Annotated in this window: 24 protein-coding genes and 1 riboswitch; of the genes, 12 read left to right on the top strand and 12 right to left on the bottom strand. The window is 72.0% G+C overall.

Features of this window, described 5'->3' with window-relative positions; all coding sequences use genetic code 11:
* Positions 1-2: 2 nt before the first annotated feature.
* Positions 3-1190 (bottom strand): lipid-transfer protein, encoded by a 1188-nt coding sequence (locus BEK98_RS20700; RefSeq protein ID WP_094218078.1) that lies wholly within the window; start codon positions 1188-1190, stop codon positions 3-5.
* A gap of 162 nt (positions 1191-1352) precedes the next feature.
* Here BEK98_RS20700 and BEK98_RS20695 point away from each other — a divergent pair, with 162 nt between their 5' ends.
* The 6 genes from BEK98_RS20695 to BEK98_RS20675 all read left to right on the top strand — a co-directional run bounded on the left by BEK98_RS20695 (position 1353) and on the right by BEK98_RS20675 (position 7270).
* Positions 1353-3095 carry an MFS transporter gene (locus BEK98_RS20695; RefSeq protein WP_094218077.1) on the top strand — a complete coding sequence of 581 codons (1743 nt, stop codon included), beginning with the start codon at positions 1353-1355 and terminating at the stop codon, positions 3093-3095.
* Between the two features lie 180 nt (positions 3096-3275).
* Entirely contained in the window at positions 3276-3932 is a 657-nt protein-coding gene (locus tag BEK98_RS20690) for a class I SAM-dependent methyltransferase (protein ID WP_094218076.1), read from the top strand.
* 51 nt (positions 3933-3983) lie between these two features.
* Entirely contained in the window at positions 3984-4154 is a 171-nt protein-coding gene (locus tag BEK98_RS49070; protein WP_167444215.1) for a hypothetical protein, read from the top strand.
* Between the two features lie 109 nt (positions 4155-4263).
* The gene (locus BEK98_RS20685) at positions 4264-5229 is read left to right on the top strand and encodes an N-acetylmuramoyl-L-alanine amidase (RefSeq protein WP_094218075.1); all 966 of its coding nucleotides are present in this window, start codon (positions 4264-4266) and stop codon (positions 5227-5229) included.
* Between the two features lie 86 nt (positions 5230-5315).
* On the top strand, positions 5316-6155 hold the full coding sequence (locus tag BEK98_RS20680) for a hypothetical protein (RefSeq protein WP_094218074.1): 840 nt from the start codon (positions 5316-5318) through the stop codon (positions 6153-6155).
* Positions 6156-6259: 104 nt separating this feature from the next.
* Positions 6260-7270, top strand: coding sequence for an LLM class F420-dependent oxidoreductase (locus BEK98_RS20675; RefSeq protein ID WP_094218073.1), 1011 nt, complete (start codon positions 6260-6262; stop codon positions 7268-7270).
* Here BEK98_RS20675 and BEK98_RS20670 read toward each other — a convergent pair.
* The 4 genes from BEK98_RS20670 to BEK98_RS20655 all read right to left on the bottom strand — a co-directional run bounded on the left by BEK98_RS20670 (position 7267) and on the right by BEK98_RS20655 (position 11275).
* Positions 7267-7833 (bottom strand): hypothetical protein, encoded by a 567-nt coding sequence (locus BEK98_RS20670; RefSeq protein ID WP_094218072.1) that lies wholly within the window; start codon positions 7831-7833, stop codon positions 7267-7269. The two genes, BEK98_RS20675 and BEK98_RS20670, sit on opposite strands and share 4 nt — an antisense overlap.
* 178 nt (positions 7834-8011) lie before the next feature.
* Positions 8012-9082: a prenyltransferase/squalene oxidase repeat-containing protein gene (locus BEK98_RS20665; RefSeq protein WP_094218071.1), complete on the bottom strand. Its 1071-nt coding sequence runs from the start codon at positions 9080-9082 to the stop codon at positions 8012-8014.
* Entirely contained in the window at positions 9079-9831 is a 753-nt protein-coding gene (locus tag BEK98_RS20660; protein WP_094218070.1) for a class I SAM-dependent methyltransferase, read from the bottom strand. Before BEK98_RS20660 ends, BEK98_RS20665 begins: the two co-directional genes overlap by 4 nt.
* Positions 9832-9877: 46 nt before the next feature.
* Positions 9878-11275, bottom strand: coding sequence for a glycosyltransferase family 4 protein (locus BEK98_RS20655; protein WP_244201911.1), 1398 nt, complete (start codon positions 11273-11275; stop codon positions 9878-9880).
* A 220-nt stretch (positions 11276-11495) separates the two neighbouring features.
* Here BEK98_RS20655 and BEK98_RS20650 point away from each other — a divergent pair, with 220 nt between their 5' ends.
* Positions 11496-12116, top strand: a complete 621-nt coding sequence (locus BEK98_RS20650) for a TetR family transcriptional regulator (RefSeq protein ID WP_094218069.1) — start codon at positions 11496-11498, stop codon at positions 12114-12116.
* 283 nt (positions 12117-12399) lie between these two features.
* Here the strand turns inward: BEK98_RS20650 and BEK98_RS20645 are convergent, their stop codons facing one another.
* From BEK98_RS20645 to BEK98_RS20635, 3 genes are all read right to left on the bottom strand, one after another.
* Positions 12400-13263: a tetratricopeptide repeat protein gene (locus tag BEK98_RS20645; RefSeq protein WP_094218264.1), complete on the bottom strand. Its 864-nt coding sequence runs from the start codon at positions 13261-13263 to the stop codon at positions 12400-12402.
* 120 nt (positions 13264-13383) lie between these two features.
* Positions 13384-13617, bottom strand: a complete 234-nt coding sequence (locus tag BEK98_RS20640; RefSeq protein WP_094218068.1) for a ferredoxin — start codon at positions 13615-13617, stop codon at positions 13384-13386.
* A gap of 2 nt (positions 13618-13619) precedes the next feature.
* Entirely contained in the window at positions 13620-15071 is a 1452-nt protein-coding gene (locus BEK98_RS20635; protein ID WP_094218067.1) for an aldehyde dehydrogenase, read from the bottom strand.
* Between the two features lie 112 nt (positions 15072-15183).
* On the opposite strand from BEK98_RS20635, the gene BEK98_RS20630 reads away from it, so the two are divergent.
* Together BEK98_RS20630 and BEK98_RS20625 are read left to right on the top strand one after the other, a co-directional pair.
* On the top strand, positions 15184-16212 hold the full coding sequence (locus BEK98_RS20630; RefSeq protein WP_094218066.1) for a Strvi_7410 family MBL fold metallo-hydrolase: 1029 nt from the start codon (positions 15184-15186) through the stop codon (positions 16210-16212).
* Between the two features lie 40 nt (positions 16213-16252).
* Positions 16253-16714: a nuclear transport factor 2 family protein gene (locus tag BEK98_RS20625; RefSeq protein WP_208643168.1), complete on the top strand. Its 462-nt coding sequence runs from the start codon at positions 16253-16255 to the stop codon at positions 16712-16714.
* On the opposite strand, the gene BEK98_RS20620 is transcribed toward BEK98_RS20625, so the two are convergent.
* The 4 genes from BEK98_RS20620 to BEK98_RS20605 all read right to left on the bottom strand — a co-directional run bounded on the left by BEK98_RS20620 (position 16707) and on the right by BEK98_RS20605 (position 20732).
* Positions 16707-18119: an FAD-dependent oxidoreductase gene (locus tag BEK98_RS20620; RefSeq protein WP_094218064.1), complete on the bottom strand. Its 1413-nt coding sequence runs from the start codon at positions 18117-18119 to the stop codon at positions 16707-16709. The two genes, BEK98_RS20625 and BEK98_RS20620, sit on opposite strands and share 8 nt — an antisense overlap.
* Positions 18112-19416, bottom strand: a complete 1305-nt coding sequence (locus BEK98_RS20615; protein WP_094218063.1) for an MAB_1171c family putative transporter — start codon at positions 19414-19416, stop codon at positions 18112-18114. Before BEK98_RS20615 ends, BEK98_RS20620 begins: the two co-directional genes overlap by 8 nt.
* Positions 19416-20024, bottom strand: coding sequence for a M48 family metalloprotease (locus BEK98_RS20610; RefSeq protein WP_244201910.1), 609 nt, complete (start codon positions 20022-20024; stop codon positions 19416-19418). The genes BEK98_RS20615 and BEK98_RS20610 overlap by 1 nt, the downstream gene beginning before the upstream one ends.
* 123 nt (positions 20025-20147) lie before the next feature.
* Positions 20148-20732: a helix-turn-helix domain-containing protein gene (locus tag BEK98_RS20605; protein ID WP_094218062.1), complete on the bottom strand. Its 585-nt coding sequence runs from the start codon at positions 20730-20732 to the stop codon at positions 20148-20150.
* Positions 20733-20991: 259 nt separating this feature from the next.
* On the opposite strand from BEK98_RS20605, the gene BEK98_RS20600 reads away from it, so the two are divergent.
* The 3 genes from BEK98_RS20600 to BEK98_RS20590 all read left to right on the top strand — a co-directional run bounded on the left by BEK98_RS20600 (position 20992) and on the right by BEK98_RS20590 (position 24223).
* On the top strand, positions 20992-22041 hold the full coding sequence (locus BEK98_RS20600) for an ATP-grasp domain-containing protein (protein WP_094218061.1): 1050 nt from the start codon (positions 20992-20994) through the stop codon (positions 22039-22041).
* A 113-nt stretch (positions 22042-22154) separates the two neighbouring features.
* Positions 22155-22263, top strand: a riboswitch (cobalamin riboswitch).
* A 95-nt stretch (positions 22264-22358) separates the two neighbouring features.
* Positions 22359-23591: an SCO2321 family membrane protein gene (locus BEK98_RS20595; protein WP_094218060.1), complete on the top strand. Its 1233-nt coding sequence runs from the start codon at positions 22359-22361 to the stop codon at positions 23589-23591.
* Positions 23588-24223 (top strand): SCO2322 family protein, encoded by a 636-nt coding sequence (locus BEK98_RS20590; RefSeq protein ID WP_094218059.1) that lies wholly within the window; start codon positions 23588-23590, stop codon positions 24221-24223. Before BEK98_RS20595 ends, BEK98_RS20590 begins: the two co-directional genes overlap by 4 nt.
* Positions 24224-24319: the final 96 nt, after the last annotated feature.

Genomic DNA, 24319 nt, shown 5'->3' with positions numbered 1-24319 from the left:
GCCTAGACCGCCCGCAGCAGCGTCACCACCGCCGCCCCGCCGAGCCCGATGTTGTGGGCGAGGCCCACCCGGGCTCCGGGCACCTGCCGCTCCCCCGCCTCGCCGCGCAGCTGCCAGACCAACTCGGCGGCCTGGGCGAGGCCGGTCGCGCCCAGCGGGTGGCCCTTGGAGATCAGCCCGCCGGACGGGTTCACCACCCAGCGGCCCCCGTACGTCGTCGCCCCGGACTCCACGAGCTTGCCGGACTCGCCGACGGGACACATGCCGAGCGCCTCGTACGTCAGCAGTTCGTTGACGGAGAAGCAGTCGTGCAGCTCCACGACGTCCACGTCCTCGATGCCGAGCCCGGCCCGCTCGTACGCCTGCCGTGCCGCCTCGCGGGACATCGGCTGTCCGACGACGTCGACGCACGAGCCGGACGTGAAGGACTCCTCGGTGTCGGTGGTCATGGCCTGCCCGGCGATCTCGACCAGGCCGGTCAGCGCGCGCTCCGCGGCGAACCGCTCCGACACCACCACGGCCGCCGCCGCGCCGTCCGAGGTCGGCGAGCACTGCAGCTTGGTCAGCGGCCGGTGCACCATGCGCGCGGCCAGGATGTCGTCGACGTCGTACACGTCGCGGAACTGGGCGTAGGGGTTGTGCGCCGAGTGGCGGTGGTTCTTGGCGGCGACCGCGGCGAGCTGGGCCTCGGTGGTGCCGTACCTCTCCATGTGCTCGCGGGCCGCGTCACCGAAGATCTGCGCGGTCGGCGGGGTCATCTCGAAGCCGTGCCGGGCGGCCATGATCCCGTAGTGCCGGGCGACAGGGGACGTCGAGAAGTCGCCCCCGTCCGCCCCTCCCCCGAGCGCCCCCCTCTTCATCTTCTCGAAGCCCAGCGCCAGGACGCAGTCGGCCGCCCCGCCCTCGACCAGCTGCCGGGCCAGCATCAGCGCGGTGGCGCCGGTCGCGCAGTTGTTGTTGACGTTGTAGACGGGGATGCCGGTCAGACCGAGTTCGTAGGCGGCGCGCTGGCCGGCGGTCGAGGGCTGGAAGCAGTAGCCGACGGGAACCTGTTCCACCTCGGTGTACGCGACCCCGGCGTCGGCGAGCGCCGCACTCCCCGCCTCCCGCACCATGTCCCAGTACTGCCATTCCCGGGTCTCGGGCTTCTCGAAGCGGGTCATCCCGACCCCGGCGACATAGGCCTTCATGGCGCGCCAGAGTAGAACGTGTTCCACTAACACACCAGACCTGACAACAGATCAGAAACCCATGGATCGGTCAAGGATTTATTAGAGGCCCGAAGCAACGGAATAGTTGCCTGTGCATACGAGGTTTAGCCAGCACTTATGTCACGCGGGAGGCCTCACTCAATGACGCACACGACGACCGACCAGCCTGACCGGAAGGCCGGCGGAGCCGTGGTCCCGGTGCTCGCCTTCGCGGGCATCGTGGTCGCGGTGATGCAGACGCTGCTGGTACCGGTCATCAAGGACCTGCCGCAGCTGCTGGACACCGCCCCCAGCAACGCCACCTGGGTCCTCACCTCGACCCTGCTGTCCGGCGCCGTGGCCACCCCGATCATGGGCCGGCTCGGCGACCTCTACGGCAAGCGGCGCATGCTGATCCTCAGCCTCGCCGTGATGGTGGTCGGCGCCCTGGTCAGCGCGCTCACCAGCCAGCTGCTCACGATGATCGTCGGCCGCACCCTCCAGGGCTTCGCCATGGGCGCGATCCCGCTCGGCATCGGCCTGATGCGGGACATGCTGCCGCGCGAGAAGCTCGGCTCGGCCATGGCCCTGATGAGCTCCTCGATCGGCGTCGGCGGCGGCCTCGCCCTGCCCGCCGCGGCCCTCGTCGCCCAGCACACCAACTGGCACGCCCTGTTCTACGGCGCCGCCGGCCTCGGCGTCCTCTCCATCGTGCTCACCCTCCTCGTCGTACCGGAGTCCCCGATGCGCGCCGAGGGCTCCTTCGATCTGCTGGGCGCGATAGGCCTGTCCACGGGCCTGGTGCTGCTCCTGCTGCCCATCACCAAGGGCAGCGACTGGGGCTGGTCCTCCGGTACGACGCTCGGCATGTTCGCCGCGTCCCTCGTCGTGCTCGTCCTGTGGGGCCTGTACGAGCTGCGCGTCCAGGCGCCCCTGGTCGACCTGCGCACCACCGCCCGCCGCGAGGTGCTGCTCACCAACCTCGCCTCGATCATGGTCGGCGTCAGCTTCTACGTCGTCTCGCTCGTCCTGCCCCAGCTGCTCCAGCTGCCGAAGGCCACCGGCTACGGCCTCGGCCAGTCCATGGTCGTCGCGGGCCTGTGCGTGGCCCCGCTGGGCCTGACGATGATGTTCACGGCGCCGGTGTACGCCCGCCTGTCCGCCCGGTACGGCCCGAAGACCACCCTCATCATCGGCATGCTGATCATCGCGATCGGCTACGGCGGCGGCCTCGGCCTGATGGACGCGGCCTGGCAGACCATCGTCACCTCCGTCGTCCTCGGCGCCGGCATCGGCCTCGCCTACTCCTCGCTGCCCGCGCTGATCGTCGGCGCGGTCCCGGCCTCGGAGACCGGCGCGGCGAACGGTCTGAACACCCTGATGCGGTCCATCGGTACGTCCGTCTCCAGCGCCGTCATCGGCATGGTGCTGGCCAACACGGCGAACAACGTGGGCGGGGTCGAGATCCCGACCATGCACGGCTTCCATGTGTCCTTCCTGATCGCCACGGGTGCGGTGGCGGTGGGTCTGCTGCTGGCGATCTTCCTGCCGAAGGCCGGGCGGCCTGCTCAGCACACGCAGCTGCGGGTGAGCAGCGAGGAGGACGCTGTGCTGGAACGGGCCGAGGAGTTGCTGCGGGGCTTCCGGGGGCGGGTTCTGGATGCCGGCGGCACCCCCGTCGCCCGCGCCAAGGTCACCCTGATCGACCACCGGGGCCGCCAGGCGGGTGCGGCCGTCTCCGACGAGGACGGTAGCTATGCGGTGGCCGTTCCGGCTCAGGGGGCGTATGTGCTGGCCGCGAAGGCCTCCGGCCATGGGCCGCTTGCTTCTTCTGCCACGCATTCCGGGGAGGAGCGGGCTGTCGAGCTGGATCTTTCGTTGCCTGGGGAGACTGTGAGCGCGTAGAGCTCGGGGGGGGATCTGGCGTCTGGCGGCTGCGGCTTCGTCGTGGCTTGTCGCGCCCGCGCGGCGGAGCCGCATATCGACACAGCCCCGCGCCCCTTCGGAACGCACCCCCTGTCACATAAGTGGCCGGGGGTGCGGCAGCATGGGCGCCCAAACAGTCGTACGACCGAAAGGCGCCCCATGCCCGGCCCCGCCGCACCCAAGCCCGAGATCCTGGCCGCGTTCGAGGCCGCCAAGGGGTTCATGCCCGTGGACGAGGGGCTGGCGCTGTACGCGGCGGCGGTGGAGGCGGGGCGGCTGGGGCTGCCGTTGCTGGAGGTCGGGACGTACTGCGGGCGGTCCACCATCCTGTTCGCCGACGCGGCCCGGCAGAGCGGCGTCACCGCGCTCACCGTCGACCACCACCGGGGCAGCGAGGAGCAGCAGCCGGGCTGGGACTACCACGACCCGGAGACCGTCGACCCCGAGATCGGCCTGATGGACACGCTGCCGACCTTCCGCCGGACCCTGCACCAGGCGGGCCTGGAGGAGCACGTGGTCGCCCTCGTCGGCCGGTCCCCGCAGATCGCGGCGATCTGGAACTCCCCGCTCGGCCTCGTCTTCGTCGACGGCGGTCACACCGACGAGCACGCGACCGCCGACTACGAGGGCTGGGCCCCTCATGTCGCCGAGGGCGGTCTGCTCGTCATCCACGACGTCTTCCCGGACCCCGAGGACGAGTTCACCGGCCAGGCGCCGTACCGCGTCTATCTGCGCGCGCTGGAGTCGGGCGCGTTCACGGAGATCTCCGTCACCGGATCGTTGCGCGTGCTGCGGCGGACCGGGGCGGGGATCTGACCTACGCTCAGCTCGGATCACCGGGGAGTGGTCCGCAACGGGGGTGGGGCTGTGCAGTTCCTGATCGGACTCCTGCTGATCGTCTTCGGGGCGCCGCTCGTCGGCATCCTCGGCACCGTCCTCCAGGGCAGCGGACGCAAGGGGGTGGGCCGGGCCATCGGTATCGGCTTGTACCTGGTCGTGCTCGGGGTCGCCGGGTGGCTGATCGTCGACAGTTTCTGAGGCGGTTCTCACAGTTTCCCGAGGGCCGGCCGCCGTCGTCCTCGGCCCGGCCACCCGCCCGGCCCTCTCTGCCATGTGCGGGACCTGTGCGGCCGCTAGGGTGGCAGGCGTGTCGTACGTAGGCCCGGACTTCGATCCCCCGCAGCCCCGCCGGCCCCGGCGCGGGCCGCTGACCGTCGCGCTCGCCGCGCTCGTACCCGGTGCGCTGCTGGGCTGGCTGGTGTACGAGGCGGTGGGCGGGTCCGGAGGTTCGGGCGGTTCAGGCGGCTCGGACAGCGCGGGCGCGCATACCTCCGCCGCCTCGCCCAGCACGGCCAAGCCCTGGTCGGCGCCCGCGACCGACGACGCCAAGCAGGCGAGCCCGACGCCCACCACGTCCGCCCCCGCCGCCTCCGGCCCCCTCAAGGGCAAGGTCGTCGTCATCGACCCGGGCCACAACCCGGGCAACTTCTCCCACGCGGCCGAGATCAACCGCCAGGTGGACATCGGCACGAACAAGAAGGAGTGCGACACCACCGGCACGTCCACCAACTCGGGCTACACGGAGGCCCGGTTCACGCTGGACGTGGCCCACCGGCTGCGCACGATCCTGGAACAGCAGGGCGCCACGGTGAAGTTGACGCACGACGGGGACTCCCCGCCGTGGGGGCCCTGCGTCGACGAGCGGGCCCGGATCGGCAACACGGCGCACGCGGACGCCGCCATCTCCCTCCACGCCGACGGCTCGGCGGAGGGCAACCGCGGCTTCCACGTCATCCTCCCGGCGTCCGTGCACGCGGGCGCCGCCGACACCCGCCCGATCGTCGCCTCCTCGCGCGACCTCGGCGAACGCGTCGCGGGCAACTTCCTCCGGGTCACTGGTGAGCCGCCCTCCAACTACGTAGGCAAAGGTACCGGTCTCGTCACACGTCAGGACCTGGGCGGTCTCAATCTGTCAACGGTTCCCAAGGTCTTCATCGAGTGCGGCAACATGCGCGATAGCAAGGACGCGGCACTGCTGACCAGCGGCGCCTGGCGGCAGAAGGCGGCGCAAGGGATCTCTGAGGGAATCGTGAGTTTCCTGCGCGAGTCGTGACCGGCGGGCGGAACCGGCCGGACAGCGGGATCTTGTGGACGATAGTGTCTACCGACGACGAGACGACTCACGAAGGACCTGCTGAAGTGAATATCCGCTCCCTCACTAGAGGCGACGGCGTGGTGATCGGAGCAGCGGTGTTGCTGTTCATCGCGTCGTTCCTCAACAACTACTCCACGGACGATCTACCGGACGGCTTCGACATCCCGAACCTGTGGGAAAGCGGACCGGTTCTGCTCAGTGTCGTGCTGGCGGGGATCATCGGTGCGGGGCTCGTCGTCTTCGCCCGGACCAAGCCGCAGCCGCTCAAGGTGGCGGGCCTGGACCTCGGCCAGTTCGGCGTGGCGTTCACCGTCTTCGCCGCATGGAGCGCTCTCGGTAACGTCATCGACCCGTCCGGCGGCGTGAACAACATCGGCAGCTCCTCCGACAAGGGGCCGAGCGCCGGCACGGGCCTGGTCATCGCGCTCATCGCCGCCTTGATCATGGCCGCAGCCGCCATCGCCACCCCCCTGGTCCCCGCCCTGCAGGCGGGCCTGGTCCCGGCTCCCAAGCCGGCCGCCCCGCAGCCGTACGGCGCCCAGCCGCCCGGTGGTTACGGCTACCCGGGTGCCCAGCCGCAGCAGCCGTACGGTGCCCAGCCGCAGCCGGGTCAGCCGTTCGGGCAGCAGCCGGCCCCGGCCCCGCAGGGTGCCGCCGCCCCGGCTCCGCAGCCGGCCGCCGGTGCGGACTTCTCGCCGTTCTGGTTCGCCGTGCCGGTGGCCCGGCAGCTGTTCGCCGAGGACGGCTCGCCGACCCCGATTGCCGAACTGGCGCCGGGCACCTGGTACTTGGCCGTCGAGCAGCGCGGTGCCGCGCTGATCGCGCAGACCCAGGACGGCCGCCGTGGCGTGCTCCAGGACACCTCCGGGATCCAGCGCGGCTGAGCCCCACCCGTACGTCGCCGACGGCCCCTCGCCCTTCCGGGCGGGGGGCCGTTGCCGTACAGTCGCCTCCCGTGCAGTAACTGACGTACCGTCAGGAGGCAGGCATGCGGCTCGGTCTCGCGCTCGGCTACTGGGGCCGCGGCCCTTCCACGGACCATGTGCCCCTCGCGCAGGAAGCGGAGCGGCTCGGCTACCACTCCGTGTGGACGGCCGAGTCCTGGGGATCGGACGCCTTCACCCCGCTGACCTGGATCGCCGCGCAGACCTCAACGATCATGCTGGGTACGGCCGTTGCCCAGATGGCGGCCCGCTCGCCGACCACCACCGCGATGCACGCGCTCACCCTGGACCACCTCTCCGGCGGACGGATGATGCTGGGGCTGGGGTTGTCCGGGCCGCAGGTGGTGGAGGGCTGGTATGGCCGTCCGTTCCCGAAGTCGCCGCTGACCGCGACCAGGGAGTATGTCGACGTCGTACGGCAGGTGCTGCGGCGGGAGGCGCCGGTGCGGTCGGAGGGGCGCTTCCATCCGCTGCCGTACCTGGGGCCGGACGGCACGGGTCTGGGCAAGCCGCTGAAGCCGATCACCCATCCCCTGCGCTCCGGCCTGCCCGTTCTGCTGGGCGCGGAGGGCCCCAAGAACGTGGCGCAGACGGCCCGGATCGCCGACGGCTGGCTGCCGCTGTACTGGGCGCCCAGCCGGCCCGAGGTGTACGGGGACGCGGTGCGGGAGTTGCCCGAGGGGTTCCTGGTGGCGCCGATGGCGCGGGTGAAGGTGTGCGACGACGTCGCCGAGGGGCTGCTGCCCGTCAAGGCCATGCTCGGCTTCTACATCGGCGGGATGGGTCACGCGGCCCGCAACTTCCACGCCGATCTGATGGCGCGCATGGGGTACGAGGAGGAGGCCCGGCGGATCCAGGAGCTGTTCCTGGCCGGGCGCCGCGAGGAGGCCGTGCTGGCCGTGCCGGACGCGTTCGCCGACGAGATCTCCCTGGTCGGACCGCGTGAACGCATCGCCGAGCGGCTGGAGTTGTGGCGCAAGGGTCCGGTGACGGACCTGCTGGCCCTGTCACCGGACCCGCTCACCCTCCGGGTGCTGGCGGAGCTGAACGCCTAGCCGCCGCTCAGCTGGGAGGCCGAGGGCACCTGGTCCTTGACCGGGGCGCCGGCGCTCTGGCCCGCGTCCTTGACCTTGTTGATGATGTCGTCGAAGACACCGGCCGCGCCCTCGTCGCCGCTGCGCAGCTTGGACGGCAGGCTCTTCAGGCTCTCGATGCCCGCGGTGAGCGGTGCGAGGGCCTTGGAGAGCAGCGGGTCGCCCTGGGCGTTCTTCTTGGCCGCCTTGAGCCGGTTGTAGGCGAAGCCGCCGGCCAGGCCGGCCTTGACCAGGGTCAGCTTGCGGCCCTTGGCGCCCTTCTTGAACTTGCCCGCCTTCCAGGGTTTGACGATCCACTGGTAGACGGCGCCGGCCGCGAGGCCCGCGTTCGCCACGAACCGGGCCTTGGCGAACTTCTGGCGCTCGGCCGACGTGCTCGGACTGGGCGTGGCGGCGTCGACGGCCGCTATCTGCGCACTGTCCTTCGTACTGGTCTTCTCACTGCTTCCGCAGGCGGTGGAACCGGCCAGCAGGGCGCAGCACAGAGTGAGCGCCACACAGAGACGCCGTATCGGTACGGGCACGAGGTCCTCCGGACGTGTCTCCCCGAGCGGGTGTTTCCTCCGGCAGCGTCACCCGGACGGCCGGTGCCCGCCACTCGGACGACTCCGTCCGGGGGCCCGGACGTGGTCCCGGACGGGGTCCCGTTCGGCGTCCCGGCCGGGGTTTCGCCGCCCCGGAAGGGGAAATCCGACTGCTCCGTCAGCCGCAGCAGTCCGGGTCCAGGCCGGACGGCAGGTGCTCGCCTCCGAAGACCGCGCACGTGGCGTCGTGGCCGCCCAGGGCGGCGACGGCCAGCAGGAGGGAGCCCGCTGTCCAGGTGGTGAGTTCCCGGGGCCAGATCGCGTCGTCGTCGAAGACGTAGCCCGTCCAGTACAGGCCGGTGTCCGCGTCGCGCAGGTGCTGGATGGACTGGAGGATCTCCAGGGAGCGGTCGGACTCGCCCATCGCCCACAGGGCCAGGGCCAGCTCGCTGGACTCGCCGCCGGTCACCCAGGGGTTGGGGACCACACAGCGCACGCCGAGGCCGGGTACGACGAAGCGGTCCCAGTCCGCCTCGATGCGCGCCTTGGCCTCCGCTCCGGTCAGGGCGCCGCCGAGGACCGGGTAGTACCAGTCCATCGAGTAGCGGTCCTTGTCGAGGAAGCGCTCGGGGTGGAGGCGGATCGCGTGGCGGAGTGCGCCCACCGCCAACTCCCAGTCCGGCTGCGGCTCTTCACGCTGTTCGGCGATGGCGAGCGCACAGCGCAGGGCGTGGTGGATCGAGGAGCTGCCGGTGAGCAGCGCGTCCGCGGTGGGCGTGCCGTCGTCCTCGCGCCGCCAGCCGATCTGGCCGCCGGGCTGCTGCTGGCGCAGCACCCACTCCATGGCCGCGTAGACGGTGGGCCACATGCGGTCCAGGAAGATGTCGTCACCGGTGGACAGGTAGTGGTGCCAGACGCCTACGGCTATGTAGGCGACGAAGTTCGACTCGCGGGCGCGGTCGGTGACGTCGTCGTGGGCGCCGTCAGCGTAGGCGGCGTACCAGGAGCCGTCCTCGTTCTGGTGGGTGGCGAGCCAGGTGTACGCCCGCGCGGCGGCCTCGTGCTCGCCGGCCGCGTCCAGGGCCATCGCGGCCTCGGTGTGGTCCCACGGGTCGAGGTGGTGCCCGCGGAACCACGGGATCGCCCCGTCCTCCCGCTGTACGGCGAGGATGCCGCGTACGGTCGCGGCGGCCTGCTCGGCGGTGAGGACCCCGGGCAGGACGAGGTGTTCTGTCCGGGGCGTCGTCACTTGGCGGCCGCCCCGTCGGTCTCGGCGAGCTTGGGCAGGTGGGGCTTGGTCGCGTAGGCGACGAAGCTCTTGCCGATCAGCGGGTTCAGCGCCTGCTCGGCGACCCGGGTGGCGAGCGGCTTCTTCATGATGTCCCAGACCAGCAGCTTGTGGTACGCCCGCACCGGCAGCGCCTTGTCGTTGTCCACGCCGAACGCGCACTTCAGCCACCAGTACGGCGAGTGCAGGGCGTGCGCGTGGTGGGTGCCGTACGGCCTGAGGCCCGCCTCGCGGATCTTGGCGAGCAGCTCGTCGGCCTTGTAGATGCGGATGTGGCCGCCCTCGACCTCGTGGTAGGCGTCGGACAGCGCCCAGCAGACCTTCTCGGGGCCGTAGCGCGGCACGGTGATGGCGATCCGGCCGCCGGGCTTGAGCACGCGCACCATCTCGGCGAGCACGCCCTTGTCGTCGGGGATGTGCTCCATCACCTCGGAGATGATGACGACGTCGAAGGACTCGTCCGGGAAGGGCAGCGCGAGCGCGTCGCCCTCCATCGCGGTCGCGGTGGCGCCGGCCGGGGCCTCGCCCGCCTCCTTCATCGCCGCGAACCACTTGGCGACCTCGCGGATCTCCTCACCGTTCTGGTCGAGGGCCACGACGTGCGCGCCGCGCCGGTAGCACTCGAAGGCGTGCCGGCCGGCCCCGCAGCCGAGGTCCAGGACACGGTCGCCCGGGGCGAGCGGGAACCGGGAGAAGTCGACGGTCAGCACGTGGCCCTGCTTTCGGGAGGGGAATCGACGGTCACGGGGGCGGCGGTCACTTGACGGCCTCGGTCAGTTGCACGGCTGGGGTCGCCTTGACGGCCTGGGTCACCTCGCCGGGGCGTGCCGTGGAGGGGCGTGCGGCCGGGTCCGCAGAGCTGGCGATGGCCTCGCGGTAGCGGGCGACCGTTCCCTCTGCGGCGCGGGCCCAGGTGAACTTCGCCAGCACCCGCTCACGGCCCGCGCGGCCGAGCCGCGCACGCAGTTCCGGGTCCCCCAGCAACCGGCCGAGCCCAGCGGCCAGCGCCCCCGCGTCGCCGGTGGGTACGGCCAGGCAGGTCTCGCCGTCGCGTCCCGCGACCTCGGGGATCGCGCCGCCCGTGGTGGCGACCAGCGGGGTGCCGGTGGCCATGGCCTCGGCGGCGGGCAGCGAGAAGCCCTCGTAGAGAGAGGGCACGCAGGCGACCTCGGCCGAGCGGATCAGGTCGACGAGTTCGGCGTCGGAGATGCCCTTGACGAAGTCGACGGCGCCTTCGAGGCCGTAGCGCTCGATGGCCTGGGCGACCGGGCCCTCGGTGGGGCGCTTGCCGACGACGACGAGGTGGGCGGCCGGGTGCTCGGTGCGCACCTTCGCGAGCGCCTCGACGAGGAAGACCAGGCCCTTGAGGGGCACGTCGGCGCTGGAGGTGGTGACGATCCGGCCGGGCACCTCGGCCACGGCCGGATTCGGCGCGAACAGATCGGTGTCGGCGCCGATGTGGACGACGTGGATGCGGTCGCCCCGGACACCGAGGTGGTCCACGATCTCCTGGCGGGAGGTGCCGGAGACGGTGAGCACGGAGGGCAGGCGGCGGGCGACGCGCTTCTGCATGCGGGTGAAGGCGTACCAGCGGCGCACCGAGTAGCGGCGCTGCCAGCCCTCGGCCGCGTCCAGCTCCAGCTGCCGGTCGACGGTGATGGGGTGGTGGATCGTGGTGACCAGGGGGGCGCCGATGTCGCCGAGCAGGCCGTAGCCGAGGGTCTGGTTGTCGTGGACGACGTCGAACTCGCCGCGGCGGGCGCGCAGATGGTGGCGGGCGCGCAGGGAGAACGTCAGCGGCTCGGGGAAGCCGCCGGTCCACATGGTGGCCACTTCGAGGGCGTCGATCCAGTCCCGGTACTCGTCCCGCCCCGGGGTGCGGAAGGGGTCGGGCTGGCGGTAGAGGTCGAGGCTGGGCAGCTCGGTCAGGGTGAGCTGGGGATACCCCTCGTCGAGTACGGGGTACGGCTGCGAGCCGATGACCTCGACCCGGTGGCCGAGGCGGGCCAGTTCGCGGGAGAGGTGCCGTACGTAGACGCCCTGGCCGCCGCAGAACGGGTTCCCTTTATAGGTGAGAAGCGCGATGTTGAGCGGTCGCTCGCCGTCGGCAGCAAGGCCCTTCGGGGACCCGGCCTCCCTGGCCTCAGCGGTCACTCTGGACCCCCTTCTCCCTGCACTGTCCCGCGAGACTACGACGGGACGCTAATCTAGAACAAGTTTCAGACTTGATCGTTCAAGAGGCTCTGAATCTACCGGCAGGTAGGGGCGCTGTGAGCAGTGGATCAGGTGATTCACGCCACGGCTCGGACCCCCGCCGTGCAGGATGATCACGTGCCCTACAGATGTCCTCACCGACTGCCACGGAACGGGACCCATGCCTGCGGAAGCGAGTAGTTCGAGGCCTGCCACGCCGCCCCTCACCGAGCGGCAGGAGGCCCGTCGCCGCCGGATCCTGCACGCGAGCGCGCAGCTGGCCAGCCGGGGTGGTTTCGACGCCGTACAGATGCGCGAGGTCGCCGAGTCCTCGCAGGTGGCGCTCGGCACGCTGTACCGCTACTTCCCGTCCAAGGTGCATCTGCTGGTCGCCACCATGCAGGACCAGCTGGAGCACATGCACGGCACGCTGCGCAAGAAGCCGCCGGCGGGCGACACGGCGGCCGAGCGGGTGGCGGAGACCCTGATGCGGGCCTTCCGCGCGCTGCAGCGCGAGCCTCACCTGGCCGACGCGATGGTCCGCGCCCTGACCTTCGCCGACCGCAGCGTCTCCCCCGAGGTCGACCAGGTCTCCCGGCAGACCACCGTGATCATCCTGGACGCGATGGGCCTGGAGCACCCGACCCCGGAGCAGCTCTCCGCGGTCCGCGTCATCGAGCACACCTGGCACTCGGCCCTGATCACCTGGCTCTCGGGCCGCGCCTCCATCGCCCAGGTGAAGATCGACATCGAGACGGTGTGCCGCCTGATCGACCTGACGGAGCCGGAAGGGCGCACGTAGAGGGGCCGAAAGGGCACAAAAAACCTACGAGACGGGTTCCCTTCGCCGGCATGGTCCGGATCAGGTAATGGGGGTCGCCTTCGAGCCTGACTGCTGCTTTCCGGCCTCTCAGCCCTACCGTCGCTGTCGGCCTCGGCGGATGCCTGTGCGTCTCGCCAAAATCGGCTACTCCGGTCGGACTCCCTCACTCGCCTCGTAGGCTCTATCAGGATAGCCCCGACGGGCGTGACGGAACCCGACAAATAGGGACAATTTCCACCGCAGCGGGGGTCCGCCCGTACGCCTAGGCGACCGGCTCCAGACCCGCCCAGCCACGCCCCTCCGCCGCCTGTCCGGCCCACTGGTCCAGCAGGCGGCGGGCCTCCTGCTCCGGGGCGGCCAGGGACACCCGCTGGGTGCCGGCGTGGACCTTCCGCTCCCGCTCGTACGTGCCCTCGCTGCAGCAGGCGCACAGCATCTCGAAGCTGCTCGCCGGCTCGGCGCCGTAGCCCTGCTCCACGAACAGGTCGACCAGGGCGTCGACGTCGGCGGCCTCGCCCGCGTCCACCGTGACCGACAGGGTCGGCAGGTCGGAGGCCTCGAAGAGGAGGAGTTCGTCGAAGACGGGGTACTCGCGGCCGTCGACGACCCGGCGGCCCTTGGGTTCGCCGTCGTGGACGACGACCTCGCCGAAGCGGCGCCCACCGGACACGGGCACGTTCATCACCCGGCCACGGGTCGGGCACAGCCGGTCGATCCAGACGACCTCCCGTTCGCCGCCGGTGTCCAGGCGCACACAGGCCGGGCCGAAGCGGGCGTTGATCTCGCCCTCGCCGTCCGGGAGTTCGATGCCGAAGCCGGCCCAGGCCTCCCGTGCCGTGGCCCAGTCGCGCTGGATGGTGGCGGCGATACCGAGGTTCCAGAACGCCGGTTCGCCCTCGCCGCGCGGGGCGCGGGCAGCGGCCTCGCGGCCCAGCTCGTACGCCTTCGCCCAGTTGCGCAGGAACTTGTGGGCGAGCGCGGCGTCGTACCACCACACCGGGCTCTTGGGCGCGTCCGGGAAGTGCGCGAGGACCTGCTCCAGCAGGCCGGCCGCGGTGAGCCACTCCTCGGCGTCCCACGCCTCGTAGGCCTCGTCGATCAGCCGCTCGGCCTCGGACTCGTGCACGCTTCCCACCCTGGTCGGGACGAACATCAAACGTCATCGGAACCGCAGGAGCGTATCCCGCGGCTCCGACATCGCTGATCCTCGGGTGGGAACACCGCCGGCCCTCGGGTGGGAACACCGCTAGTCCTCAGGCGGGAACACCGGCTCCGCGCTCCCCACCAGCGTGATCATGATCGCCTCCACCGGGCAGCTCTCGGCGGCTTCCAGGACCTGTTCGCTCGCGTCGGTGTCCGGTTCGACGGGGTGGGACTGGCGGGCGGAGTCGAGGCGGAAGCCGTCCGGGGCGTGATGGAGGCACTGGGCGGAACCGATGCACACGGACCGGTCGACCTCGACGTGCCAGCGGTCGCCCATCCCTAGGCCCCCGCCGGCAGGTGGATCATCTTGTGTTCGAGGAACTCGCCGTAGCCCTCGGGCCCGAACTCCCGCCCCAGCCCGGAGTTCTTGTAGCCGCCGAACGGGCCCAGCATGTCCAGGCTGAAGGTGTTGACGGAGTAGGTGCCGGTACGGACCTGGCGGGCGACCTCGATGCCGTGCTCGACATCGGCCGTCCACACGCTGCCGGACAGGCCGTAGTCCGAGTCGTTGGCGATCTTCACGGCCTCCTGCTCGTCGCCGTAGGGCAGGAGACAGATCACGGGGCCGAAGATCTCCTCGCGGGCGATGCGCATGGAGTTGTCGACGCCGCCGAAGAGGGTGGGCTCCACGTACCAGCCGCGTTCGAGACCGGCCGGGCGGCCGCCGCCGGTGAGGATCTTGGCGCCCTCCTCCTGGCCGACGCGGATGTAGTCGAGGTTGCGCTGCTGCTGGCGCCGGGCGACCAGGGGGCCGACCTGGGTGGCCGGGTCCAGCGGGTCGCCGACCTTCAGGGCGTTCGCCGCCTGCGCGAAGGCGTCCGCGAACTCGTCGTAGCGAGTGCGCGGGACCAGGATGCGGGTCTGGGCGACACACGCCTGCCCGTTGTTCATCCAGGCCGCCGGGACGATGCCCGACACGGCCGCCTGGACGTCCGCGTCCGGGAGCACGACCGCCGCCGACTTGCCGCCCAGCTCAAGCGTGACCCGGGTGAGGTTGCGGGCGGCCACCTCCATCACCCGCTTGCCGGCCGCGACCGAGCCGGTGAAGGAGACCTTGTCGACGCCGGGGTGCCCGACCAGGTACTCGCTGACCTCGCGGTCGGCGGGCAGGATCGACAGCACGCCCTCGGGCAGCCCGGCCTCCCGCGCGATCTCGCCGAGCAGGTAGGCGTCGAGCGGCGACTCCGGGGACGGCTTGAGTACGACCGTGCAGCCGGTCAGCAGCGCGGGCGCGAGCTTGGCGGCGGCGACGAACTGCGGGACGTTCCACGGGACGACGGCCGCGACCACGCCGACCGGTTCGCGCGTCACGAGGATCGGGCCGAGGACACCGTCGCGGCGCTCCTCGTACGTGAAGCCCTGCGCGACCTTGATCGCCGAGTCCCAGACCATCATCGCGCCGAGCGCCTGGGCGAGGACGCTCCAGGAGTACGGGGAGCCGTTCTCCGAGGAGATCACCCGGGCGATCTCCTCGTGCCGGGCGAGGATGCCGTCCTTGATCCGGCCGACGACCTCGATCCGCTCGGCCAACGAGGCGCGCGGCCAGGGCCCTTCGTCGAAGGCGCGGCGCGCGACGGCCACCGCCCGGTCGACGTCCCCCCGGGAGGCGTGCGGCACCCTGCCGATGACCTCCTCCGTGTGCGGGGAGATCACCTCGATGACGTCCCTGCCCAGCGGGTCGGTCAACTCCCCGCCGATGAACAGCTGTCCGTGCTCCACGAGTTCGGTCATGGCCGACTGCCTCCCACCGCACCGCATGTTTCTGACGCTGTTTCAGAACTGATATCAGTTCTAGTTATAGTGAGCAATGGTCGTGAGGTACGGGCGGCGGGGTGGAGGACGGATGACGGAGACGTTCGATCACGGCGGGGGCGTACGGTCCATCCGGGTGCCCATTCCGGACAACCCGCTCGGGTACACGCTGGTGTACGTCGTGGACACCGACCGGGGTCCGGTGCTGGTGGACACGGGCTGGGACGATCCGGCGTCCTGGGAGGTGCTGGCGGCCGGGCTGGCGGCCTGTGGGACGTCGGTCGCGGAGGTGCACGGGGTGGTCGTCACCCATCACCACCCGGACCACCATGGGCTGTCGGGGCAGGTCCGTGAGGCTTCCGGGGCGTGGGTGGCGATGCACGCGGCCGACGCGGCGATCGTGCGCAGGACGCGGGAGACGCGTCCGGGGCGCTGGTACGCGTACATGGCGGCCAAGCTGGCGGCGGCGGGCGCGCCCGAGGAGCACGTCGCTCCGCTGCGCGCCGCCCGTGGCCGCCGTACCCTGCCCGGACTCGCGCCCGCCCTGCCCGACCGCGAGATCGTCCCCGGCGAACTCCTCGACCTGCCGGGCCGCAGGCTGCGCGCGATCTGGACCCCGGGGCACACACCCGGCCACGTCTGCCTGCACCTGGAGGAGGAGCATCCGGCTCAACTGCCGGGTCATGGCCGCCTGTTCAGCGGTGACCACGTCCTCCCCGAGATCACCCCGCACATCGGCCTGTACGAGGACCCCGACGACGCCACGGTGACCGACCCGCTCGGTGACTACCTCGACTCCCTGGAGCGGGTGGGGCGTCTGACCCCGGCCGAGGTGCTGCCCGCGCACCAGTACGCGTTCACCGACGCGCCCGGCCGGGTGCGGGAGTTGCTCACCCACCACGAGGAGCGCCTCACCGGCCTGCTCGATCTCCTCTCCGAGCCGCTCACCCCCTGGCAGTTGGCCGAGCGCATGGAGTGGAACCGGCCCTGGCCCGAAATCCCGTACGCCTCAAGGAACATCGCGGTCTCGGAGGCCGAGGCGCATCTACGGCGCCTGGTGAAGCTGGGGCGGGCAGAGCCGGTGGCGGGGGGCGAGCCGGTGGCGTACGTGGCGGTGTAAATGGGTCGTCGGCCGGAGACCGGGGCTGATAGACAGCCTCATGGACCCTTTGGAGCAGCTCCTCGCCGAACGTGCCTGCGAGCGCCTGATCCTGGACTTCGTCCACCGGCTCGACCTCGGTGAACCGGCCTCCGTGGCCGGGCTGTTCACCGAGGACGGCAGCTGGGAGTGGCCTCCGCCGGGGGACGGCCGGCGGGTCGTGGGCCGGGAGGCGCTGGGGTCGTACTTCGGTTCCCGTCCCGTCGATCGGCTCTCCCGCCGTCTGATGTCCAACGTCCTCGTCACGGTGACTTCCGCGGACGCGGCGAGCGCGGTCTCGTACTTCTCGACCTACCGCGTCGACGGATACGACGGATACGACGGCGGAATCGTCCCCGCGGGGCCACCCGTCCAGGTCGGCCACTATGAAGACACCTTTCGCCGGGTGGGCGACGGCACCTGGCTGCTCGCCTCCCGGACCCTGCATCTGCCCTTCGGCGGTCCGACCCCCAAGGTCAGCTGAGGCCCGCCGCCTCCCGTTCGGTCCTGCTCAGTGGCGGGCCGGGCAGGGGGCCCCTGCGGGGGCCGAAGCAGATGGTCCACAGCATGTCGGGGGCGAAGAGGCGGGTCGGCGGGGTCTTCAGGCTCATCACGTCGAGCAGGCCGCGCAGGGCGCGCGGGTTCCCGGAGCCGGCGGCGACCGCCTTGTCGACGTAGGCGGTGAGCAGCCGCTCGACGGCGGTCGGCGGCTGGGGTGCGGCGCCGGGGTAGTACGCGTCCTGGCCCACCGCCAGGTTCCAGGCGTTGCCGACCGGCCGGGCCACCGCGCGCTGGATGCGGCGGGCGGTGCCGGGGGCGGTGGGGCCGTGGCGGTCGAGGACCCGGCCGAGTTCCTGCACGCTCTGCGCGGCGACGGAGAGGCCGTGGCCGTAGACGGGGTTGTAGCCGGCGACGGCGTCCCCGATGACCGCGAAGCCGTCCGGCCAGGTCTCGGAACTCTCGTAGTAGCGGCGGCGGTTGGCCGTGCTGCGGGTGGTGACCGGGTCGGTGAGCGGCTTGGCCCCGGCGATGAGGCGGCCGATGATCGGGTCCTTGAGTCCGGTGAGCGCGAAGTGCTCGAACTCCTCGGGGTCGGCGGTCGGTTGGCCGCCCCGGGTGCCGGAGAGCGTGACCAGCCAGCGGTCGCCCTCGATCGGTACGACGACTCCGCCCCGGCCGGGCGCGTCGCGCGGGTCGGCCTGGACGTTCACGACCGGGTAGCGCAGGGCGGCCGTGCCGTCGGGGGCCGCGTAGACGCGGCTGGCGTAGGCGACGCCCGCGTCGACCACCCGCTCCTCCACCGGGGCGTGGCCCATCTCCCGCAGCCACTTGTGCGCCTGGGAGGCGCGGCCGCCGGCGTCGATGACCAAGTCGGCGTGGAGGGTGGTGAGTTGTCCGCCGGGCCCGTCCGGCACCCGGATTCCGGTGACCCGCCCCTTGTCACCCGCGAGACCCGCCACCCGCGTGCCGTCTCGCAGCGTGATCCGGCGCCGGCCGAGGACGTCGGCGCGGATCACCGCGTCCAGCAGGTCCCGGCTGCAGACGATCATGTGGTGCCGGGAGTCGGTGAACCGCCGGAACCACTGGCCCGAGGGCGCCTTGCTCACCAGGTCCGTCATCACGTCGATCAGCCCGGCGCCCTTGCCGACCAGTTCCCCGGTGACACCCGGCAGCAGCTCCTCCAGCGCGGCCACCCCGCCGGACCACAGCAGGTGGGCGTGGCGGGCCTGCGGCAGCCCCTTGCGCGGCTCGGGGCCCTGCGGCAGCCGGTCCGCCTCCACGATCGTGACCTCGTGGAAGCGGCTCGCGAGCACGGAGGCGGCGAGCATGCCGGCCGTACTCCCGCCGATGACGATCGCGGTACGGCGGGCGGTGGCTATGTCAGGCATAAGAGGTGAGACCTTCTGTGACGACCGCCTCCCGGCGGAACGTTTCGACAACCGGCGAGTGATAGCGCAGGGCGAGCGCGACACACTCCAGCTCGCTGTCGGGGACGTCGGTCGGGGGTTCGGGCTGTGCGGCGCGGACGGGCTCAGGGCGGGGAGCGGGGACAGCCCCGGGCTGAGCGGAACCAGCGGACTCGAACCTGCCGACGGGGACAGGCTCGTGTCCCGTCGTCGACGGCTCGTCCCCCACCCCCGGCAAGCACAGGATCTCCGCCGCGACCAGGATGTCCACCGCCCCCGCGATACCCCTGGCCGCCGAGTCGGGGAAGCCGGCCGCTGTTGCCGACTGGTGGGCTCGGTGGCGGCGGGTGGGGTTGAGGTGGGGGGAGAGTTTGAGGAGGCCGTCGTTGATGGCGGCTCGGCGTAGTTCCAGGCGGAGGGCGGCGCCGGAGACCCGGCCGGTTGCGGGGGCGGAGGGGGGCGTGACGGTCAGCATCGCCTGCCACAGGGGCTTGAGGCGGCGGTGGGTGCGGACCAGGGCGCGGCGCTCCTCGACGACCGGGCCGGCCTGCCCGGCGATGAAGCCCACGGCGACCAGGCCCGCCTCGGCGATGGCGAACGGCGGGGCGACGTACGTCGACAGCCAGTCCCAGTCCCGGCCGCTCCAGCGCGCGCCGATCGCGGCGAGCTTGGCGACGTCGAAGATGAGCCCGAGCGCGTAGGCGACCTGGAGGAAGACCACGGCCCGGCGCAGCCAGGTGTCCTCGACCTCCTTGAACCAGGCCCACAGGATGCCCGCGGCGACGACCGCGGACACCATGTGCGCGACCAGGTAGAGCAGCGCGAACTCCCGCATCCAGGGCGTGTTGGCGTAGTAGGTGTCGAGGTCCCGCAGCCGCTCCACCTGGTGGTCGCCGAGCAGGAACGTCGTCCACAGGCCGAGGATGATGGCGCTGTAGACCATCCAGACCGTGCGGGTACGCCGGCGGCGCGCCGCGGACGGGGGTTCGCGCCAGGTGATGATCAGCCAGAGACAGGCCCCGCAGTAGGCGGTGAGGAGCGAATAGACCCAGAGGCCCGCGAAGTTGGGGATGCCGGTGATCTCGTTGATGCGGTGCAGGTTGCCCGGCGGCAGCGAGGCGAAGACGACCGCGCCGATGCCGAGCAGCAGCGCGGTGGCCCGCAGGATCGGGTCCTGCCAGGCCCGCCGCAGCAGCGGCAGCTTGATGACGAAGGCCACGGCGAGCAGCGCGGCCGGGACGGCGTAGGCGGTGAAGGAACCCGCGAGGTCCCAGCGCATCACGGGCCGCCGATGTTGCCCAGCGAGGACGACAGCCGGCCGGTGAGGGTGTCCTGGGTCGTACGGCCGGCCGCCGCGCCCGGACCCACGACCCGGGAGAACTTCGCCGCCAGCCGCAGCCCGCACTCCTCGGCCTCCCACTCCGCCGCGGCCGCCGCGGCCGCGGGCGACCGGGTGGCCATGGCGACCACCTGGTCCCAGGGGATGTCCTCCTCGGCCTGGGACAGCAGCCGGCGTGCCGCCGCGGGCATGCCGGCCGGGTAGTGCACGTCCAGCGTCTGGTAGTGGATGTGGCCGATCTCGTGCCCCGCGATGACGAACTTGTGCTCGTCGGGCGCCCTTTCCTCGACCACGACGATGTACTGCTCGTCCATGGCGAAGGTGACCCCGGAGACGTCCAGGCCCGACGGGAAGGTGACGAACTTCAGGCGGACCGGGCGGTCCAGCTGCGGGCTGAGCGTGGCGCAGATGGCGTGCAGAAACGCCGTCGCCTCGGTGGGCGGGGTCAGTGTCCGGGCGGTGTCACGGACGAGCCGGTCGAGGAACCGCTTCGGTGATCTCGTCGGTCTGCGGGACTTCGGCGATCTGGGCGATCTGTCGGGGCTCATGCGTCGTCCTTGCGGTCGGCGGGCGTGCGGCGACCATAAGACGAGGAAGGCGGTAACAGCACGTTCCCGCCCCCGCAACGATCATTTACGGCCAGAACTGGATCAGGTACGGCCGGAACCCCGTCAGGCACGCCCGGCCTGCTCCGACGTGATGATCATCTCCGCCAGGTCCGCGAGCGTGGCCAGCTGATGCGCGTTCATCTGCGGGGCACGCGCGGCCAGTCGGACCAGCCCGCTCTCCCGCAGCCGCAGCAACGGGTCCGCGTCCACCTCAAGGCCCTGCAGCACCGGCTGCAACGCCTCGTGCAGCGCCTCCTGTTCGTCCGCCGTGAAGAAGCCCGCGGACAGCCCGAAGAACCTGCGCAGCCGGTCGGTGTGTTCGAGGCTCGGCATACCGCTCTTGCGCCACTCGCTCAGCCACTGCCGGCTGGTTCCGGCGATCCGGGCCAGCTCGTCCAGCGAGTACCGCTTGCCGTCGGGCCGGCGCCGGGTCTCGCGGATGAAGTCCAGCCGCTGCCGCACCCGTTGGGCGAGACCGACCTCCGGCGCCCGGCCGCCCGAGAGCAGCTCGACGACGACGCCGACCGGGATGCCGGTGCGGTGGGAGAGGCCGGCGACGTCCAGGACCTCCGGCAGCCGGCCGGGCCGGCCGGTCAGCTCGCCGAGACGGTCGAGTAGGTCGGCCAGCGGGGCGTAGGCGTCACTCACCGAGGTCCCCCCTGGGCGTGTCGTCCGTTCCATGGCTGAGCTGACGCGAGGCTACCCGGTCGCCCGGGCGCCGACCAGACGTGACAACGCCCGCTGCGGAAATAGGCAGCAATCGTTGACAGTTGGGGGTGCGGTAGGTGAGGATCGGGGCACAGAGAGCAAGATCGACCCGCCTCGGGTGCTGCCTATGGGGGAGCAGCATCCGGGGCGTCTCTGTGCGTAGCTCTGTCCGCCTTCTCCCCACGAAGGTGAGGATCCGATGCCGCCGTCCGTCCTTCTCCTCGGGGTGAGTCACCGGTGCGCGTACGACGCGTACCCGCTGGCGCGGATCGCGGCGGTCCACCCGGTGGTACTGGTCGACACGGCTCCGCCCGCCTGGGCGCGCCCGTACCTGGCAGGCCACATCGCGGCGGACCCCGGCGAGGAGGCGGCCACCGCCGAGGCGGTCGGGCGCTACGCGTTACGGCACGAGGTGAGCGGCGTACTGACCTGGACCAGGGAGTATCTCCCCGGCGCCGCACGCGTCGCGGCCCGGCTGGCGTCACCCGGCATCCCGTACGAGACGGCCGCGGCCTGCACCGACCCGGCCGCGTTACAGATGCTGCTCGCCCGCCACAAGATCCCCCCGGCGGGCCGGGAGGACACCGACGCCCCGCTCGTCGGGGCCGAGGCCGTCGTCCTGGACGACGAGGTCCGCATCGCCGCACTGACGCGTACGGCTCCGGGCCCGCCGCCCGCCCGGCAGTCGATGCGCCACTCCGTGCACGCCCACGACGGGCTGCTGCACAACCCCTTCCTGCGGCACACGGTGGAGCGGACCGTGCGCGCGCTCGGTCTCACGCACACCGTCGTCCACATCGGGCTGCGGCTCACCGCCCGCGGCCCCCGCGTCACGGACGTCGTCCCGCACCTGCCCGGCGATCTGATCCCGCTGCTGGTGGAACGGGCCACCGGAGTCGACCTCGCGCGCGCCGCCGCCGCGCTGGCCACCGGCCGGCTCCCGGACGCGGCGCCGACCCGGCAGCGGGCGGCCGCGATCCAGTTCGCCTACCCCGCCACGACCGGCCGGCTGACCCACCTGGACATGGACCCGGCCGCCGCGTACGAGCCGTACGCCGAGCGCATGGTCCTCACCCGGCAGCCCGGCGACCACGTCGTGGCCGCCGCGCACGCGGACCCGGACGACCGCCTCGCGCACTGGGTCGCGGAGGGCGAGACCCCGACGGACTGCGCGGACACCCTGCGCCGCATGGCCCACCACCTGAGCGCGGCCGTCAACCCGGCGGCCCGGCCGCACGCGGCGGCCTAGCGGACCCGTACATGGCAGTGACGCCGGTCACCGTCTCCGTGTGCCCACAGCCACCCCTCAGGCCGCGCGGGGCTGCCGGTAAAGTGGGCGGGTCGTCATCACACCCGTACGGGGGGAAGCCGGTGCAATTCCGGCGCTGACCCGCAACCGTGAGCCGTCCGCCCCAGACGGTGAGCCGGACTGCCCCGCCGGGACGTTGACCGGCTCGCGTGCGCGGCGACCCGCAGCGCACGGCACCGTCGAGGTTTACGGAGCCGAGCCGCCCGGGGTGTTCCCGTGCGCTGCCGGTTCCCCGCAGGGAGAGGTCGTCGCCGACCATGAACGTCCGCCGCAGTGCCGCGGTTCTCGCCGCCCTGGGTGTGCTGGCCGCCGCCGCACCCGCCATGGCCGCCGACCCGTCCCCGTCCGCATCCCCGAAGGTGACGCTCCCGACCGGGCTGTTCGGCAAGACGGACCCGACGTACGACGGTGTCTGGCGCCAGTCGCTCGCCCTGCTCGCCCAGCGGACGCTCGGCTACCGCCCGGCCGCCTCGGCCGTCGACTGGCTGGTCGGGCAGCAGTGCGACAAGGGCGGCTTCGCGGCGTTCCGGGCCGACACCGCCAAGCCCTGCGAGGGCAAGGGCGGTGCCCAGCCCGACACCAACAGCACGGCCGCCGCCGTCCAGGCGCTGCAGGCGGTCGGCGGTCACGACGCCGAGGTCCGCAAGGCCCTGGTCTGGCTGACGACGCTGCAGAACAAGGACGGCGGCTGGGGCTACTCACCCGGCGCCCCGAGCGACACCAACTCCACCGGCGTCGTCGTCGGCGCGTTCGCCGCGGTCGGCCAGGATCCCGCCCAGTTGCACCTCCAGGGCAAGAGCCCGTACGACCTGCTGGCCAAGTGGTCCCTCTCGTGCGAGGGCGCCGAGGGCGGAGCGCTCGCCTACCAGCCGGACAAGAAGGGCAAGCTGGTCGCCAACGCGGACGCGACGGCGGCCGGTGTGCTGGGCGCGCTCGGCAAGGGGTTCGCGCCGAAGGCCGGGAAGGCCCCGGAGCAGGGCTACGTCTGCGCCAACTCCGACAAGCCGCTCACCCCGGTGGAGGTGGCGAGCAACGGCTCCGCCTACCTGGGGGACGCCATGACCGGCGACGGGTACCTGAAGTCCGTCCTGCCCGGGGCCAAGGACCAGCCCGACTACGGCAACACGGCGGACTCGGTCGTCGCGCTCGCCGCGACCGGCTGGACCCGGCCGGCGAAGAAGCCGTACGCCTGGCTGGAGAAGAACGCGGCGAAGTGGGCGGAGCAGAGCGGCCCGGCCGCCTACGCGGAACTGGTCTTCGCGGCGCACGCGATGGGCGACGACCCGCACGACTTCGGCGGCACGGACCTGGTGCAGGCGCTCAACGCGACGGGCCCGGCACCGCAGAAGGCCGCCGCCACCGCGGAGCCCGGCAAGCGCGTCGAGCACAAGTCGGGCATCGGTGTCTGGTGGATCGTCGGAGCCGGCCTCGTCTTCGGCGTCGGCATCGGCATCCTGCTCAGCGGCCGCCGGAAGCGGCAGCAGCTGTGACCGCCGTCCGCCGTGCCGCGGCCCTGCTGGTCGCCGCGCTCGTCCTCGTCGCCGGCGCCGCCCAGGCGCATGCCGCCGGTTACCGCTACTGGTCGTTCTGGGAGCGGGACGGCGGCCGCTGGACGTACGCCACCGAGGGCCCGTCGACCGCCCGTCCCGACGACGGCGCGGTCCAGGGCTTCCGCTTCGCGGTGAGCGAGGACTCCGCGGACGCGAGCCGGCCGCGCGGCACGGCGGACTTCGCCACGATCTGCGCGGGGACGCCCGCGAAGCCGGGTACGAAGCGGGTGGCCCTCGTCCTCGACTTCGGCACGTCCGCGGACGCGCCGTCCGGCGAGGCCCCGCCCGCCGGGCGCACGGCCTGCGCCCGCGTCTCCCCCGACGCGACGACGGCCGAGGCCCTGGCAGCCACCGCCAAGCCGCTCCGCTACGACACCAACGCCCTGTTGTGCGCGATCGCCGGGTATCCGCGGAAGGGGTGCGGGGAACAGGTGTCTGCCGACGGCTCGGCGAAGCAGGAGAAGAAGGCGTCTGACGGTGGCCCCTCGCTGGGGCTTCCGATCGGTGTCGGCGTGGTCGCAATCCTGGCCGGGGCGGCGGTGTGGCAGGCGCGGCGGCGCAGGAATGCGTAGTCGCGCCGCTTGGTACCGCCGTTGGACTGGCGGCCGTCGCCCGACCGCGGGTCCGTGGTGGCTGGTCGCGCAGTTCCCCGCGCCCCTAGGGAGTTG

The sequence above is a fragment of the Streptomyces diastatochromogenes genome (assembly GCF_002242805.1).
Taxonomy (GTDB): Bacteria; Actinomycetota; Actinomycetes; order Streptomycetales; family Streptomycetaceae; genus Streptomyces; species Streptomyces diastatochromogenes.
The sequence above is the reverse complement of the archived record's forward strand: the minus strand, read 5'-3'. Positions and strand labels throughout refer to the sequence as shown.

Excerpts from the sequence above, each read along its gene's own strand:
- BEK98_RS20700 (WP_094218078.1), bottom strand. The coding sequence starts at position 1,190 with ATGAAGGCCTATGTCGCCGGGGTCGGGATGACCCGCTTCGAGAAGCCC.
- BEK98_RS20695 (WP_094218077.1), top strand. The coding sequence starts at position 1,353 with ATGACGCACACGACGACCGACCAGCCTGACCGGAAGGCCGGCGGAGCC.
- BEK98_RS20690 (WP_094218076.1), top strand. The coding sequence starts at position 3,276 with ATGCCCGGCCCCGCCGCACCCAAGCCCGAGATCCTGGCCGCGTTCGAG.
- BEK98_RS20675 (WP_094218073.1), top strand. The coding sequence starts at position 6,260 with ATGCGGCTCGGTCTCGCGCTCGGCTACTGGGGCCGCGGCCCTTCCACG.
- BEK98_RS20650 (WP_094218069.1), top strand. The coding sequence starts at position 11,496 with ATGCCTGCGGAAGCGAGTAGTTCGAGGCCTGCCACGCCGCCCCTCACC.
- BEK98_RS20640 (WP_094218068.1), bottom strand. The coding sequence starts at position 13,617 with ATGGGCGACCGCTGGCACGTCGAGGTCGACCGGTCCGTGTGCATCGGT.
- BEK98_RS20635 (WP_094218067.1), bottom strand. The coding sequence starts at position 15,071 with ATGACCGAACTCGTGGAGCACGGACAGCTGTTCATCGGCGGGGAGTTG.
- BEK98_RS20630 (WP_094218066.1), top strand. The coding sequence starts at position 15,184 with ATGACGGAGACGTTCGATCACGGCGGGGGCGTACGGTCCATCCGGGTG.
- BEK98_RS20625 (WP_208643168.1), top strand. The coding sequence starts at position 16,253 with ATGGACCCTTTGGAGCAGCTCCTCGCCGAACGTGCCTGCGAGCGCCTG.
- BEK98_RS20620 (WP_094218064.1), bottom strand. The coding sequence starts at position 18,119 with ATGCCTGACATAGCCACCGCCCGCCGTACCGCGATCGTCATCGGCGGG.
- BEK98_RS20615 (WP_094218063.1), bottom strand. The coding sequence starts at position 19,416 with ATGCGCTGGGACCTCGCGGGTTCCTTCACCGCCTACGCCGTCCCGGCC.
- BEK98_RS20610 (WP_244201910.1), bottom strand. The coding sequence starts at position 20,024 with ATGAGCCCCGACAGATCGCCCAGATCGCCGAAGTCCCGCAGACCGACG.
- BEK98_RS20600 (WP_094218061.1), top strand. The coding sequence starts at position 20,992 with ATGCCGCCGTCCGTCCTTCTCCTCGGGGTGAGTCACCGGTGCGCGTAC.
- BEK98_RS20595 (WP_094218060.1), top strand. The coding sequence starts at position 22,359 with ATGAACGTCCGCCGCAGTGCCGCGGTTCTCGCCGCCCTGGGTGTGCTG.